The organism is Sphingomonas sp. PP-CE-3A-406 (assembly GCF_003688625.1).
GTDB lineage: Bacteria > Pseudomonadota > Alphaproteobacteria > Sphingomonadales > Sphingomonadaceae > Sphingomonas.
This window is the reverse complement of the sequence record NZ_RCWY01000001.1, coordinates 662,752-677,315: the sequence shown is the minus strand read 5'-3', so window position 1 is coordinate 677,315 and position 14,564 is coordinate 662,752. Positions and strand designations below refer to the sequence as shown.

At 65.3% G+C, this 14,564-nt stretch carries 13 protein-coding genes; 11 read left to right on the top strand and 2 right to left on the bottom strand.

Annotation, left to right across the window (positions count from 1 at the left end; all coding sequences use genetic code 11):
* Positions 1–38: 38 nt before the first annotated feature.
* From C8J44_RS02805 to C8J44_RS02765, 9 genes are all read left to right on the top strand, one after another.
* Positions 39–650 (top strand): NADH-quinone oxidoreductase subunit J, encoded by a 612-nt coding sequence (locus C8J44_RS02805; protein ID WP_056048540.1) that lies wholly within the window; start codon positions 39–41, stop codon positions 648–650.
* The gene (nuoK, locus tag C8J44_RS02800; RefSeq protein WP_082441002.1) at positions 647–955 is read left to right on the top strand and encodes an NADH-quinone oxidoreductase subunit NuoK; all 309 of its coding nucleotides are present in this window, start codon (positions 647–649) and stop codon (positions 953–955) included. Before C8J44_RS02805 ends, nuoK begins: the two co-directional genes overlap by 4 nt.
* A gap of 5 nt (positions 956–960) precedes the next feature.
* Positions 961–3,066 (top strand): NADH-quinone oxidoreductase subunit L, encoded by a 2,106-nt coding sequence (gene nuoL / locus C8J44_RS02795; protein ID WP_121903269.1) that lies wholly within the window; start codon positions 961–963, stop codon positions 3,064–3,066.
* Complete coding sequence (locus C8J44_RS02790) at positions 3,066–4,598, top strand: NADH-quinone oxidoreductase subunit M (protein WP_121903268.1); 1,533 nt, start codon at positions 3,066–3,068, stop codon at positions 4,596–4,598. Before nuoL ends, C8J44_RS02790 begins: the two co-directional genes overlap by 1 nt.
* Complete coding sequence (gene nuoN, locus C8J44_RS02785; RefSeq protein ID WP_121903267.1) at positions 4,598–6,043, top strand: NADH-quinone oxidoreductase subunit NuoN; 1,446 nt, start codon at positions 4,598–4,600, stop codon at positions 6,041–6,043. The genes C8J44_RS02790 and nuoN overlap by 1 nt, the downstream gene beginning before the upstream one ends.
* Before the next feature lie 2 nt (positions 6,044–6,045).
* Positions 6,046–6,777 carry a biotin--[acetyl-CoA-carboxylase] ligase gene (locus C8J44_RS02780; protein ID WP_121903806.1) on the top strand — a complete coding sequence of 244 codons (732 nt, stop codon included), beginning with the start codon at positions 6,046–6,048 and terminating at the stop codon, positions 6,775–6,777.
* A 10-nt stretch (positions 6,778–6,787) separates the two neighbouring features.
* Positions 6,788–7,564, top strand: a complete 777-nt coding sequence (locus C8J44_RS02775) for a type III pantothenate kinase (protein WP_121903266.1) — start codon at positions 6,788–6,790, stop codon at positions 7,562–7,564.
* Positions 7,565–7,627: 63 nt separating this feature from the next.
* Complete coding sequence (locus C8J44_RS02770) at positions 7,628–9,265, top strand: ribonuclease J (protein WP_121903265.1); 1,638 nt, start codon at positions 7,628–7,630, stop codon at positions 9,263–9,265.
* Positions 9,266–9,269: 4 nt separating this feature from the next.
* Positions 9,270–9,551, top strand: coding sequence for a DUF1467 family protein (locus tag C8J44_RS02765; protein WP_093397299.1), 282 nt, complete (start codon positions 9,270–9,272; stop codon positions 9,549–9,551).
* 135 nt (positions 9,552–9,686) lie between these two features.
* Here the strand turns inward: C8J44_RS02765 and C8J44_RS02760 are convergent, their stop codons facing one another.
* Positions 9,687–10,466 (bottom strand): SDR family oxidoreductase, encoded by a 780-nt coding sequence (locus tag C8J44_RS02760; RefSeq protein ID WP_121903264.1) that lies wholly within the window; start codon positions 10,464–10,466, stop codon positions 9,687–9,689.
* Positions 10,467–10,567: 101 nt separating this feature from the next.
* The gene (locus tag C8J44_RS02755) at positions 10,568–12,856 is read right to left on the bottom strand and encodes a hypothetical protein (RefSeq protein ID WP_259466677.1); all 2,289 of its coding nucleotides are present in this window, start codon (positions 12,854–12,856) and stop codon (positions 10,568–10,570) included.
* A 103-nt stretch (positions 12,857–12,959) separates the two neighbouring features.
* On the opposite strand from C8J44_RS02755, the gene C8J44_RS02750 reads away from it, so the two are divergent.
* Both C8J44_RS02750 and C8J44_RS02745 read left to right on the top strand, forming a co-directional pair.
* Complete coding sequence (locus tag C8J44_RS02750) at positions 12,960–13,253, top strand: Hpt domain-containing protein (RefSeq protein WP_056048567.1); 294 nt, start codon at positions 12,960–12,962, stop codon at positions 13,251–13,253.
* Positions 13,254–13,359: 106 nt separating this feature from the next.
* Positions 13,360–14,541, top strand: a complete 1,182-nt coding sequence (locus tag C8J44_RS02745) for a hypothetical protein (protein WP_121903263.1) — start codon at positions 13,360–13,362, stop codon at positions 14,539–14,541.
* Positions 14,542–14,564 lie beyond the last annotated feature (23 nt).

Here is a 14,564-nt window from a genome sequence, read left to right as displayed (position 1 = left end):
CGCTCATTCTTCTCGTGGGCGTCTAAGGGGCCGCAATCGTGATTCAGGCCTTAGCCTTCTACCTCTTCGCCTTCGTCGTCGTCCTGTCGGGCGCGCTGACGATCGCGTCGCGCAACCCGGTCCATTCGGTAATGTGGCTGATCCTCGCGTTCTTCAACGCGGCGGGCCTCATGATATTGGTCGGTGCCGAGTTCATCGCGATGCTGCTCGTCATCGTCTACGTGGGGGCAGTCGCGGTGCTGTTCCTGTTCGTCGTCATGATGCTCGACATCGACTTCACCGAGCTTCGCGCAGGCGTCGCCCGGTATTTCGGGATCGGCCTCGCGCTTGCCGTCGCGCTCGCCGCCGAGGTGATGATCGCGATCGGTGCGTGGAGCACAGGTCCGATCCAGCTCGCACGTCGTGCCGCACCGATCGACGACACCGTGCCGAATATCCAGGCGATCGGTAACCTGCTCTACACGCGCTATCTGTTCGTGTTCGAGGGTGCCGGCCTGGTGCTGCTGGTCGCGATGATCGGGGCGATCGTCCTGACCCACCGCCAGCGTGGCGGCGTCAAGGCGCAGAACATCAGCCGCCAGAACGCGCGCCGTCCGCAGGACGCCACGCGCAACACGAGCCCGGTCGTCGGGCAGGGAGTCGAACTGTGACGATCGGTCTCGTCCATTATCTGGTCGTCGCGGCGATCCTGTTCACGATGGGGGTGCTCGGCATCTTCCTGAACCGCAAGAATCTCATCGTCATCCTGATGGCGATCGAGCTGATCCTGCTGGCGGTGAACATCAATCTCGTCGCATTTTCGGCGTTCCTCCACGATCTCGTCGGACAGGTGTTCGCGATGTTCGTGCTGACGGTCGCCGCGGGTGAAGCCGCGATCGGCCTCGCCATTCTCGTGATCTATTTCCGCGGTCGCGGCACCATCGCGGTCGACGACGTCAACCGGATGAAGGGGTAATACGGTTGATCCAGCTTATCGTCTTCCTGCCGTTACTGGCCGCGATCGTTGCCGGGTTCGGCAATCGCGCGATCGGCAACGTGCCGGCGAAACTCGTCACCACGGCTGCGCTGTTCGCGTCGTGCCTGTTGTCCTGGCCGATCTTCATCGGCTTCCTCTCGGGCACCAGCACGGCCACCGTCGCGCCGCTGCTCGACTTCATCCATTCCGGCGACATGAACGTCGCGTGGTCGCTGCGTGTCGATGCGCTGACCGCGGTGATGCTCGTGGTCGTCACGTCGGTCTCGGCGCTCGTCCACCTGTATAGCTGGGGCTATATGGACGAAGATCCCGACCAGCCGCGCTTCTTCGCGTATCTGTCGCTGTTCACGTTCGCGATGCTGATGCTCGTGACCGCGAACAATCTGGTCCAGATGTTCTTCGGCTGGGAAGGCGTGGGTCTCGCATCCTACCTCCTGATCGGGTTCTGGTTCCGCAAGCCGTCGGCCAGCGCAGCCGCGATCAAGGCGTTCGTCGTCAACCGCGTCGGCGATCTTGGCTTCATGCTCGGCATCTTCGGCACGTTCCTGGTGTTCGGCACGGTCTCGATCCCCGAGATCCTGGCCGCGGCCCCCGGCATGGCGGGTTCGACGCTCGGCTTTCTCGGCTACCGCTTCGACACGATGACGGTGCTCTGCCTGCTGCTGTTCGTCGGCGCGATGGGCAAGTCGGCGCAGCTCGGCCTGCACACCTGGTTGCCGGACGCGATGGAAGGCCCGACCCCGGTGTCGGCGCTGATCCACGCGGCGACGATGGTTACGGCTGGCGTGTTCATGGTCTGCCGCCTGTCGCCGATGTTCGAGATGAGCCCGGTCGCGCTGACCGTGGTGACCTCGGTCGGGGCCGCGACGTGTTTGTTCGCCGCGACCTGCGGCCTCGTCCAGACCGACATCAAGCGCGTGATCGCGTATTCGACCTGTTCGCAGCTCGGTTACATGTTCTTCGCGGCGGGTGTTGGCGCGTACGGCGCTGCGATGTTCCACCTCTTCACGCACGCGTTCTTCAAGGCGCTGCTGTTCCTTGGCGCCGGTTCGGTGATCCATGCGATGCACCACGAGCAGGACATGCGCTATTATGGCGGCCTGCGTAAGAAGATCCCGGTGACGTTCTGGGCGATGATGGCGGGTACGCTCGCGATCACCGGCGTCGGCATCCCCGGCATCTTCGGCAACACCGCGATCGGCTTTGCAGGCTTCCATTCGAAGGATGCGATCATCGAGGCGAGCTGGGCTGCGGGCCAGCCGGGCGTATGGTTCGTCGGCGTGCTCGTCGCGTTGCTGACCAGCTTCTATTCGTGGCGTGTTATGTTCCTGACCTTCTGGGGCAAGCCGCGCTGGGCCGCATCGGAGCACATCCAGCATGCGCTTCACGACGCGCATGGTCACGACGACCACGCGCATGATGCGCATCACGCGGATGATCATCATGCGAACCCGGCGCAGGCCGAGGACGCAGGTCATGCGCCGATCGGTCATCACGACGCCGCGCATGCACCGGCCGAGGGCGATGGTGGCTACCATCCGCATGAGAGCCCGCTGCCGATGCTGATCCCGCTGATCGTCCTGTCGATCGGTGCGGTTCTGGCCGGCTTCGTCTTCCACAGCTTCTTCATCGAGCCGACCGCGGGCGAAGAGTTCTGGAAGGGCGCACTCGCGTTCCGCGAACATCTGATGCACGAGATGCACGGCGTGCCGCTGCTCGTGAAGTTGTCGGCGACGATCGCGATGCTGCTCGGCCTGCTGACCGCCTGGTACGCCTATATCAAGGCACCGACGTTCCCGGCCAAGGTCGTCGAACAGTTCGGCGTGCTCTACGACTTCCTGCTGCATAAGTGGTATTTCGATGAGCTGTACGACCTGATCTTCGTCCGCCCGGCGTTCGCGATCGGCCGCTTCCTGTGGCACCGCGGCGACGAGAAGACGATCAACCGGTTCGGGCCCGACGGCGCGACCTGGGTCGTCCAGATCGGTAGCCGCGTGGCCAACCGCTTCCAGACGGGATACCTCTACACCTATGCCTTCGTCATGCTGATCGGGCTGACCGCAGCCGTAACCTGGGCGATCGGACTGTAATGACCGGCTTTCCTATCCTTTCCGTCCTGATCGCGGTCCCGATGATCGCGGCTGTCGTGTGCCTGTTCGTCTCGGCGAACATGGCACGGACGCTGGCACTGGCGGCGACGCTGATCGACTTCGTTCTCGGCATCATGCTGTGGATGAACTACGACATCGGCGGCGCGCAGTGGCAGTTCGTCGAGCACGCCCCCGGCATCTTCGGCCCCTTCGGCTGGTCGCTTGGTATCGACGGCTTCGCGCTGATGCTGATCATGCTCAGCGTGTTCCTGATGCCGATCTGCATCGGCGCCAGCTGGCGCTCGATCACGACGCGCGTGCCCGAATACATGGCGGCGTTCCTGTTCACCGAAGTGCTGATGATCGGCACGTTCGCGGCGCAGGATCTGTTCCTGTTCTACGTGTTCTTCGAAGCCGGCCTGATCCCGATGTATCTCATCATCGGCATCTGGGGCGGCGCGAACCGGATCTACGCGTCGTACAAGTTCTTCCTGTACACGCTGCTCGGCTCGGTCCTGATGTTCATCGCGATGTTGTACATGGCGAAGACCGCGGGCACGACCAGCATCCCGGCGCTGATGAACTACGACTTCCCCGCGCATGTGCAGACATGGCTGTGGCTGGCGTTCTTCGCATCGTTCGCGGTCAAGATGCCGATGTGGCCGGTTCACACCTGGTTGCCCGACGCGCACGTCCAGGCACCGACCGCAGGCTCGGTCATCCTGGCAGGCGTGCTGCTGAAGCTCGGCGGATACGGCTTCCTGCGCTTCCTGCTGCCGATGTTCCCCGAAGCCTCGGGCCAGTTGACCTGGCTGATCTTCGGTCTGTCGGCAGTCGCGGTGATCTACACGTCGCTGGTCGCGCTCGTGCAGTCGGACATGAAGAAGCTCATCGCCTATTCGTCGGTGGCCCACATGGCGATCGTCACGATCGGACTCTTTGCCTTCAATCGGCAGGGTATCGAGGGCGCGATGATCATGATGCTGAGCCACGGCCTGGTATCGGGCGCGTTGTTCCTGTGCGTCGGCGTGATCTACGACCAGCTCCATACCCGCGAGATCTCGCGCTATGGCGGCCTCGCGATCAACATGCCGAAGTACGCGATCTTCTTCCTGTTCTTCACGATGGCCTCGATCGGCCTGCCGGGCACCAGCGGCTTCGTCGCCGAGTTCCTGTCGCTGATGGGCACGTATCAGGTTTCGACCTGGACCGCGCTGCTCTGCACGACGAGCATCATCCTGGGCGCCGCGTACATGCTGTTCCTGTACCGCCGCGTCGTGTTCGGCGAGATCAAGTCGGACGACGTCCGTGCGATGGTCGACCTGTCGGGCCGCGAGATGTGGCTGCTCGCTCCGATCGCAGCCGTCGTGCTGTGGATGGGCGTGTATCCCGAGAGCTTCCTGGCACCGATGCGCAAGGACGTGGGCGTGCTTCTCGCCCGTGTCGACCGCGCCAAGCCTGCCAGCGATTCAAACCCAACTGCGGGGAAGCCCGCCACCGTCCATAGTGCCGCGCACGGGGAGGCACACTGATGGATTACGCCGCTAACATCGCAATGACGCTGCCCGAACTGGTGCTGGCGTTGGGTGCGATCGCCTTGATGCTCGTCTCGGCCTGGGGCGGGGACAAGTCCACGCGCGCCGTCTCGATCGCCGCCGTGTTCGTGCTGGTCGGGGCAGGGATCGCCCTGGTCGGCCCGGCTTCGTCTGGTGGCTATGCGTTCGACGGCCTGTACCGCGCAGACGCGTTCGGCGCGTTCGCCAAGGTGCTGATCTATATCGCCTCGGCGGTCGCGATCGTGATGGCGCCGACCTTCTTCGCGCGCACGCACGGCGACGATCTGCGTCCGGAGTATCCGGTGCTGATCCTGCTGTCGGCATGTGGCATGGGGATCATGGTCTCGGCCACCGACATGCTGACGCTGTATGTCGGTCTCGAACTCCAGAGCCTTGCGGCATACGTCCTTGCCAGCTTCATGCGGCGCGACGGACGGTCTGCCGAAGCGGGCTTGAAGTATTTCGTGCTCGGCGCGCTCGCCAGCGGTATTCTGCTGTACGGCATCTCGCTGGTCTACGGGTTCAGCGGTACGACGTTGTTCTCGGGTATCTCGGAAGCCTATGCCGGCACCAAGTCGCTCGGCCTGCTGTTCGGTCTGGTGTTCGTGTTCGCCGGCCTTGCGTTCAAGATCAGCGCCGTGCCGTTCCACATGTGGACGCCCGACGTGTACGAGGGCGCACCGACCCCGGTCACCGCGTTCTTCGCGTCGGCTCCCAAGGTCGCGGCACTTGCGCTCAGCGTCCGCGTTGCGGTCGATGCGATGGGCCCGGCGACCGACCAGTGGCGCCAGATCGTAATCTTCGCGGCGCTCGCGTCGATCATACTCGGTGCGGTCGCGGCGATCGGCCAGACCAACATCAAGCGCCTGCTCGCCTATTCGTCGATCAACAATGTCGGCTTCGCGCTGATCGGTCTCGCGGCCGGGACGCCGGAAGGCGTGTCGGGCGTGCTGATGTACCTGACGATCTACGTTGCGATGACGCTGGGCTCGTTCCTGGTCGTGTTGCAGATGCGTGGTGACGACGGGCAGCCGGTCGAGACGATCGACAGCCTCGCTGGCATGTCGCGGACCCGGCCTGCACTGGCAGCGGCCCTCGCGATCTTCATGTTCAGCCTCGCCGGCATCCCGCCGCTGTTCGGCTTCTACGCGAAGTTCGCGGTGTTCAGCGCGGCGGTCGACGCCGGGCTGTTCCCGCTGGCAGTGGTCGGCATCGCCGCCTCGGTGATCGGTGCGTATTACTATCTGCGCGTCGTCAAGACGATGTACTTCGACGATCCAGCACCCGCGTTCGCGCCGATGGAGAGCAAGGTCGAGGGTGGCCTGATCGCCATCGCCGCGGTGTTCGTGTCGCCAGCCGGCTACCTCCTCATCCCCGTGCTCGGCGCGTGGACGATGGCGGCCGCACGGGCGTTGTTCTGAGCATCATCCGCACCGTCGCGGAGACAGGATCGACCAACGCCGACCTGCTGGAGCTTGCACGCGGCGGGGCCGAAGACGGTCTCTGGTTGCGTGCAATCCGGCAGACGGCGGGGCGGGGGCGGCTCGGGCGTGAATGGTCGTCGCCCGAGGGTAACCTCTACGCGAGCACGCTCGTTCGGTTGCGACCGAACGATCCGCCCGCGGCCAGCCTCGCGCTGGTTGCTGCGGTCGCCTTGCAGGAAACCGTGTCGACGTTCCTGGTCGCCGGGATCTGCCAGGGCACGACCGATGCGAGCGAGACGCTGGTCCTGAAATGGCCCAATGACCTGCTGCTCGCGGATGCCAAGCTGTCGGGCATCCTGCTCGAACGCGCGGACAATGCGGTGATCGTCGGCTACGGCGTCAACATCGCGCATCATCCCGATCTGCCCGACCGTGCGACGACCGATCTCGCCGCGCATGGAGTAGTGGTCGAACCGGCAATGTTCCTCGACATCCTCGCCGACAGTTTTGCGCGTTGGATCGGTCGCTGGCGGACCGAGGGCATCGCACCGGTTCGCGAGCGCTGGGTCGATTGCGCCCATCCCGCTGGCACCGCGCTGACTGCCCGGCTTCCCGATGGCAGCGGGATCGACGGCCTTTTCGTCGGGCTCGACACCGACGGTGCGCTGATCCTCCGCTTGGCGTCTGGCGAGCGGCGTGTCATTCACGCTGCCGACGTCTTCCTGCTTTGAGGCCCCGCTGATGCTGCTCGCGATCGATGCCGGCAATACCAATGTCGTGTTCGCGCTGGTCGAAGCCGGCGAGATCGTCGCGCGCTGGCGGATCGCAACCGATTCGCGGCGGACGGCGGACGAATATGCGGTGTGGCTGAGCCAGTTGATGCAGCTCGGCGGGCATGATCGCACCGCGGTCGAGGGCGTGATCGTCGCTACCGTCGTGCCGCGCGCGCTCCACAACCTCCAGGTGCTCGCGTCGAAATACTTCGACACCGAAGCACTTATCGCCGGCCATGCGCCGGTCGAATGGGGCATCGCGATCGACGTCGACGAGCCTGCCTCGCTCGGCGCTGACCGTGCGGTCAACACGATCGCTGCGCATGCGCTGCATCCCGGCGACCTGATCGTGATCGACTTCGGCACCGCGACCACCTTCGACGTCGTCGACTATAGCGGCGCGTACAAGGGCGGGATCATCGCGCCGGGGATCAACCTGTCGCTCGACGCGCTGGTGACCGCCGCGGCGAAGCTCCCGCGGATCGCGATCGAGGCACCGATGGACATGAGCGTCATCGGGCTCAACACCGTCTCGCAGATGCACATCGGCATCTATTGGGGCTATGTCGCAATGATCGAGGGGCTGGTCGCGCGCATGAAGCGCGAGATCGGCCGTCCCGTGAAGGTCGTCGCGACTGGCGGCCTCGCCACATTATTCGAGAAACAGACCGACGTGTTCGATGTCATCGAAGCCGACCTGACGATCCAGGGGCTGGCGATGATGTGGGATCGTCACCATATCTAGGGCCATTGGGCTCGCGCCGACCGGCCTGCGGGCCATATTCCTGTATAATCCTGAAAGTAATCAATGACTCCGAAGAACGAACTCCTTTTCTGTGGCCTTGGCGGCTCCGGCGAAATCGGCATGAACGTCAACCTGTACGGCTGCCAGGGCAAGTGGGTGATGGTCGATCTCGGCATCACCTTCGCCGATCCGCAATATCCCGGCGTCGACGTGATCCTGCCCGACCTGTCCTTTATCGAGGACCGGATCGACGACTTGCTCGGCATCGTCATCACGCACGGCCATGAAGATCACATCGGCTCGCTGCCATATCTCGCCGAAGACCTCGGCGTGCCCATCTACGCGACCCCGTTCACGATGGGCCTGATCCGCGGCAAGCTCGAGGAAGAGGGCATCGCCAACCGCGTGAAGCTCAAGATGATCCCGATGGGCGGCAATTTCCAGCTCGGGCCATTCGGCTTCACCTTCGTCGAGATGTCGCACTCGATCCCCGAGGCGAATGCGCTGCTGATCGACACGCCTTACGGTCGGGTGTTCCACACCGGCGACTGGAAGCTCGACAAGAACCCGGTGATCGGCAATCCGACCACACCCGAGGGCTTCATGGCAATCGGCGAAAAGGGCGTCGATGTCCTCGTCTGCGATTCGACCAACATCTTCAACACGACCGCGTCGGGCAGCGAGAGCACGGTCCGCAAGGGACTGTTCGAGGAGGTCAGCAAGGCCAAGGGCCGCGTCATGATTACCAGCTTCGCGTCGAACGCCGCGCGTCTGCACACGTTCGGCGAAGTCGCGAAGGAAACCGGGCGCAAGCTGTGCGTGACCGGGCGTTCGCTCGACCGGATCATCAAGGTCGCGCGCGCGACGGGCTATCTGAAGGATTTCCCCGACACGATCAGCCCCGACGAGGCGATGCGCCTGCCCAAGAACAAGGTGCTGATCATCGCCACCGGTGGCCAGGGTGAGGAGCGCGCGGCGCTGGCGCGTGTCGCCAATGGCCAGCACACGATCACGCTCGACGCCGACGACACGGTGATCTTCTCGTCGAAGCAGATCCCGGGCAACGAGGTCCAGATCGGTCGCATCCAGAACACGCTGGCGGCCAAGGGCATCCGCATGATCACCGAGCGCCAGGCGCACGTCCATGTATCGGGTCACCCGGGTCAGCCGGAACTCGCGCAGATGTACGACTGGCTGCGGCCCGAGGTGCTCGTGCCGACGCACGGCGAGATGCGCCATATGATGGAGCATGCGCGCTTCGGTCTCGAGCAGGGCATTCCGCGCGCGATCGTGCAGAGCAACGGCGACATCATCCGTCTGGCGCCCAAGGGTCCGGCGAAGATCGGCAATGCGACGGTCGGGCGTCTGGTGCTCGACGGCGACGTGATCCTGCCGGCGGACGGTGCGACACTGAGCGAGCGGCGCAAGCTGGCGATCAACGGTCAGATCTCGGTCGGTGTCGCGCTCGGCAAGGACGGCCGGATGGTCGGCCAGCCGCAGGTCCGCGTGCAGGGCGTGCCGGTTGAGGAAGACCGCGCGGCGTTCATCGCCGACGCGGTGCAGGCAGCGGCCGACACGGTGCGCGGCGGCAAGCGCGAGAGCGAGAAGATGCGCGAGCAGATCCGGCTCGCAGTGCGCAAGGTCGCCAAGCGCTGGACCGGCAAGCAGCCGATCGTCGACGTCCTGCTGATCGAGGGCTGATCGCGTGCGGTGGACCTCGGCACTCGCGATCTACGTCCTGTTCTGGTCGTTCTCGGTGTTCCTGGTCCTGCCATTCGGCGTGAAGACGACGCGTGAGGTCGGGGGCGAACACGTCCCCGGCCAAGCCGAAAGCGCGCCGCACGAGTTTCGCTCGGGGCGGACGGCTTGGCGGGTGACCGTGGTGGCGACGGTCCTGTTTGTGCTGTTCCAGCTGAATTATTCTTACGGGTGGATCACGCCACAGAGCGTCGACCTGTTCGACCGCGGCAACATGGTCACGCGCTGAACGACCAGCAATCCTCCCCCGCCAGGGGGAGGTGGCTGGCTCTTGCCAGACGGAGGGGGAGGAAGGGGTAACCTCTGTTCCGTGTTCCTTCCCCTCCGTCGCTTCGCGCCACCTCCCCCTTGCGGGGGAGGATCGTTACCCCGGCGATGCGGCCGAGCCCGCCAGCAAACCGCCATCGATATTGACCTCCGTCCCGGTGATGTAGGTCGCCTCGTCCGACGCGAGCATCACCGCGACCGCGGCCACTTCATCCGGCATCCCGAACCGCTTCAACGGCGTATCGGCCACCAGCGCCGCCATCCGCGCCTCGCGGTCCGGCCCATCCCCGAGCATCGGCTCCCAGATCGGCGTCAGGATCGCTGCGGGATGCACCGAGTTGCAGCGGATCTTCCACCCCTGCTGCGCGCAATACAGTGCCACCGTCTTGCTGTGATTGCGGATTGCCGCCTTCGACGACGCATAGGCCGCGGCGAGGGGAATCCCGACCAGCCCGGATCTCGACGAGATGTTGATGATCGAGCCTGTGCCCGCCGTTTTCATCGCACCAATCGCATAGCGGCAGCCGAGGAACGTGCCATCGAGGTTGACCGCATGGACCGCGCGCCAGTCTGAAAGGCTAGCATGTTCTGGATCGTGCGCGACCATGCCGTGCTCGAAACCCGTTACGCCCGCATTGTTGACGAGCACGTCGACCACCGGAAAGGTCTCCGCCAAGCGTCGCCAATCCGCCTCTTCGCGGACGTCGAGCTTTTCGAACCGGCAGCCGATGGCCGCCGCAGTCTCGGCGCCGGCGGTTTCGTCTATGTCCGTGAGGATGACGACGGCGCCTTCGTCATGGAAGCGCTCGGCGATCGCGCGGCCGATGCCACGTGCTGCGCCGGTGACGACGCAGATCTTGGTGTTCAGTCTGGGCATGTAAGCCTCGAAATATGAGTCCGGCCGGCGGGTTGCTCCGCTGGCGAGGGCCGCTTTAGCGGTGACGCTGGATCATTTCGAAAGCTCCTATGAGGTCCGGTTCAGCGCAGGCGCTCGATCGCCTGTGCCAGTGCCACGTACAGCTTACCCATGTCAGACGACAGAAGCGTCACGCCGAGTGGCGAGCCATCGCGTTGCGTCAGGATCGTGCGGAGCATCGCTTCGAAGTCGTGGATGTAGCGGTTGACTATCTCGCGGAAGGTCTCGTCTTCGTCATAGAGTCCGGCGATCTCGCGGACTTCGCTGGCGTCTAGGATACGGACGGCGCGTCGCGTGAAGACGCCGCGATCGCCCTTGAGATATGCGCCCCACGCACTGTCGGAGATTTCGGGCGCGATCGCCTTGGTGATGTCGATCGACGCTGAGTTGAGCGATTCGATCAGCAGCGAAACGCGGCGCGCGAACGTCTCCTGGTCGGCGTCTTCGCGTTCTGTGCGGGCTTCGTGGATCCGCGTTTCGACGATCGCGGTCTGGTCGACGATCGCCTGGACTTCGCGCGCGAGGCGTTCGGTCGCGCCGGTAGCGGCGTCGACCGCAGCGCCGGTCGCGTCGGTGAGCGCCTTGACCTGGCGTTCCACGGTGTCGTTGGTCGCGCGGCGCATCGCGTCGGCGCTGGCAGCTTCGAGCGCGGCCGCGGCTTCGGGAATGACCTTCGAAAGCGTCTCGCGCGCCTTGTCGGCGGCGACAGCGGCGGTCTCGCGGACGCGGTGCAGTGCCTCGATCAGTTGCGGCGCGGCGTCTTCCGCGAAATGCTGCGTGCGGCCGATCGCCTCGTCGACCATTTGGCCCAAGGCATCGGCCTTCGCGCGGCCGGTGTTGAGCGTGTTGAGCAGGTCGATCGAGAGCGTGTCCAGCACCAGGCGCTGCTCGCCGATGACCCCGGCAATCGCCTCGATCGCGTCGTGCGTGCTCTCCGCCGCGGTGACGAGCGCGAGCAGGTCGGGACGCGCCGAGACGACGATGCTCTTGCTGGCCAGCACCTGCGAATCGAGGCGGCCGAGTGCGGCCGGCATCGTCTCGTCGATCTCGCGTGCCGCGGCGTCGAGCGCGACGAGCAGCGTCTCGGTCGTGGCGATCGTCCGGTGCGCCATGTCGTCGCCGGTCCGGAGCGCCTCGGTCATCGCGTCGGCGGAACCGCCCAGCGCGCTGATCGATGCGGCGAGACCCTGCGTGCGCTCGGTACCGTGGCGGTGCAACAGTTCGATCCGCGCCTCGACGTCGCCGAGCCCGGCATGAAGGTCGTCGACGATCCGGTCGCCGGCGCTGCGTTGCAGGTCGAGGCGGATCGCGACGCGTTCGATCGCGTCCTCGACCGCGGCGATGCGGTACGCGAGCGCTTCCGCGCTATCCCGCGCGGCGCTGTCGAGCGCGGATTGGTTGGCCCCGACCATCGCCAGCATCGCGTCGCCTTGCGCGGCGATCCCCCGCCTCGATAGATCGACGGCATCGGCGGTGCGGTTGAGTAGCGCGTCGACTGCGGCGGACATGCCGTCGGTGACCGATTCGAGATGCGCGCCAGCGGTCTGGCTGGTCGCTTCCATCCGGACGATATGCGCGGCGAGACGTTGCGCGGCACCGCTCGCCATTGTGTCGGCCTCGCGGCCGCGTTCGGCGAGCGCGACGATCTGCGCATCGAGGGCCGCGGCGTGTTCGCTCGCCGACAGACCGGTACGTTCGAGCCGCTTGGCGACGTCGTCGATATCCGCCTGTGCGCGGGGAAGGGTGGCGATCAGGACGCCGAGGCTGGACTGCGCGCCAGCGGTCGATGTGGCGAGGTTGCGGGCGTGCGCGGCGGCCTGATCGATCTCCGACGCCATGCCGCGACCGATCGCGGCAAGCTGTTCGGTCGCGCCATTGCCTATCAGCAGGAACGTATCGACCTGCTCGGCGAGCTGCGCGCGGTTGGCCTCGATCGTATTCGACAGGGCGGCGACGGTGCGCTCCAGGCTTGCCGCCTCGCCGCGCATCGCCTGAGCGGTGACGCCGAACCGATACGCTTCGGCGCGGCTGGTCCGCATCGCGAGGAGCCAGACGATTCCGACAAGCGCGGGAACAACGCAGAGCGCGGCGACGAACTGGACGAGCGCGAGGGGTTCGATCGTCGCCAGCGCATCCCGTGCAAACCAGATCATGCCGAACAGCCATGCCAACACGCCGAAGATCGCAATCCCCGCAAACACCCGACCAAGTCCGCGTGCGGGATCATCCACCTCGAACGCTTCGAAAGTTTCCTGATACGCGCTCTGGGGCATAGGGTCCGATACCGGTTCCATCACGATATCCGCGCGAATGGGATGGGCATTGCCTGCCGCCGCACGAAACCCGATCATTGGCGAACCCCCGTTCATGAGCTGTCGAAGTATCACGAAACGTGGCCGGACAAAACGTCTTGTGCAATCTTCCCTTAAGCATCCGTCCGGTAAGCAGGGCGACATGGCGTATGACCCCGGAGCAATCGATGCCACGCTGGCGGCCGCGGTGGGTGACGAACCCATCCTGATCGCCGAGTTGCGAATCGCGTTCATCGAAAGCGCCGAACGGGCACTGACGGCGATGACGCTGGCGACCGACGTCGACGACTGGCGCGCCGCGGCGTGGCGGTTGAAGGGACTGGCCGCGAGCTTTGGCGCGATCCGGTTGATGACGATCGCGACCGTGGTCGCGGACGGCGATCCACGCGATGCCGAAGGTCTGAAGAAACTCCGCCGGGCCGTCGCGAGTCTTTGATCTGCCACCGTTCGATCCGCGTTTTCAAGCGGATTGGGCCGTATCGAGGGGCGTTCCACCCGAACCCGGGCTTTGCAGGACGCCATCGACCGCCTAACAGCCGACGATGCTTGCCGGCCTATTATTTGCAATTCACGACGCGGACGATCGCCCCGATCGCCTGGCGGCCACGCTTCCGTTCAGCGGCGTTACCCTTATCGAGTATCAGGCGCGGTTGTTGATCGCCGCCGGCGTGGCGCAGGTGATCGTCGTCGTCGCGCGGATGACGCCCGAATTGCTGGGGGCGATCAATCGGATCGGACGGCGCGGCGTCAGCGTGGATACGGTGCGATCTGCCGCCGAGGCGGTCGAAAAGCTTCATCCGCTGGCGCGCGTGCTGATGCTTGGCGACGGACTCGTCACGACCGATGCGATCGTCAAGGCGATGGCCGCCGAAGAGGGCGATTGCCTGCTCGTCGTGCCGGAGGCCGATGCTGGGCCGGGGTTCGAGCGGGTCGGCGGCCAGATGGCGTGGGCGGGCGTCGCGCGGCTCAGTGCGAGCCGGATCGCCGAAGTTGCCGGACTGCCGCAGGATTACGACCTGCAATCGTCGTTGTTGCGGTTCGCGATTCAGTCGCGCGCGACCCAGGTGCTGTTGCCGACCGATGCGGTGCGCGGCGGACACGGCATAGAACGCCAGGCTCGCACGTTGGAAGAGCGCGGACGCGCGGTGCTGATGACGATCGTATCGGGGCGGCGCGGCTGGTTCGATCGGTTCGTGCTGGCGCCGATCGCGCGGCTTGCCCTGCCATTGCTGGTCGATCGTGGCGCGGCGGGCGCAAGCGTCGGCGGGGCGGGGCTGGCGCTGGGCGTCGCTGGCCTGGTGACGATCGGGTTCGGTCTTGCCTCGACGGGTCTGGTGATCGCGCTGGTCGCCTGCGTCGCGCTGGCGCTCGGCTCGGTCCTGAGCGATCTTCGCGACGAGGCCCCACTGGCGCGGTGGCAGACGCTGGCGATCGGCGGCATCGCTGCGGCGTCGACCCTGGTCTTCGCGTTCATAGTCGCGGGACGTGCCGGTGAAAATACGGCGCTGGCGATCGGCACTGCGCTGATCGCGATCGGCAGCCTTGCCGAGCGCGCTATCCTCGAACGCGATCGTCGGCTCTGGTGGGGGAGCCCGGCGGCCTATCTGCTGATCGTCGGCGCGTTCGCGCTGCTCGGGTTTCCCGTATTTGGGCTTGGTTTTGCTGCAGTATATGCGACTGCGACCCTGGCGGATGCGATCGAACGACTTCGTCGCGATCCTTAGGCCGACATTAACGACAGGGGACT

Bases quoted from the DNA above. Each gene is read 5' to 3' on its own strand.
- C8J44_RS02790 (WP_121903268.1), top strand. From the start codon at position 3,066: ATGACCGGCTTTCCTATCCTTTCCGTCCTGATCGCGGTCCCGATGATC.
- nuoN (WP_121903267.1), top strand. From the start codon at position 4,598: ATGGATTACGCCGCTAACATCGCAATGACGCTGCCCGAACTGGTGCTG.
- C8J44_RS02775 (WP_121903266.1), top strand. From the start codon at position 6,788: ATGCTGCTCGCGATCGATGCCGGCAATACCAATGTCGTGTTCGCGCTG.
- C8J44_RS02770 (WP_121903265.1), top strand. From the start codon at position 7,628: ATGACTCCGAAGAACGAACTCCTTTTCTGTGGCCTTGGCGGCTCCGGC.
- C8J44_RS02760 (WP_121903264.1), bottom strand. From the start codon at position 10,466: ATGCCCAGACTGAACACCAAGATCTGCGTCGTCACCGGCGCAGCACGT.
- C8J44_RS02755 (WP_259466677.1), bottom strand. From the start codon at position 12,856: ATGATCGGGTTTCGTGCGGCGGCAGGCAATGCCCATCCCATTCGCGCG.
- C8J44_RS02750 (WP_056048567.1), top strand. From the start codon at position 12,960: ATGGCGTATGACCCCGGAGCAATCGATGCCACGCTGGCGGCCGCGGTG.
- C8J44_RS02745 (WP_121903263.1), top strand. From the start codon at position 13,360: ATGCTTGCCGGCCTATTATTTGCAATTCACGACGCGGACGATCGCCCC.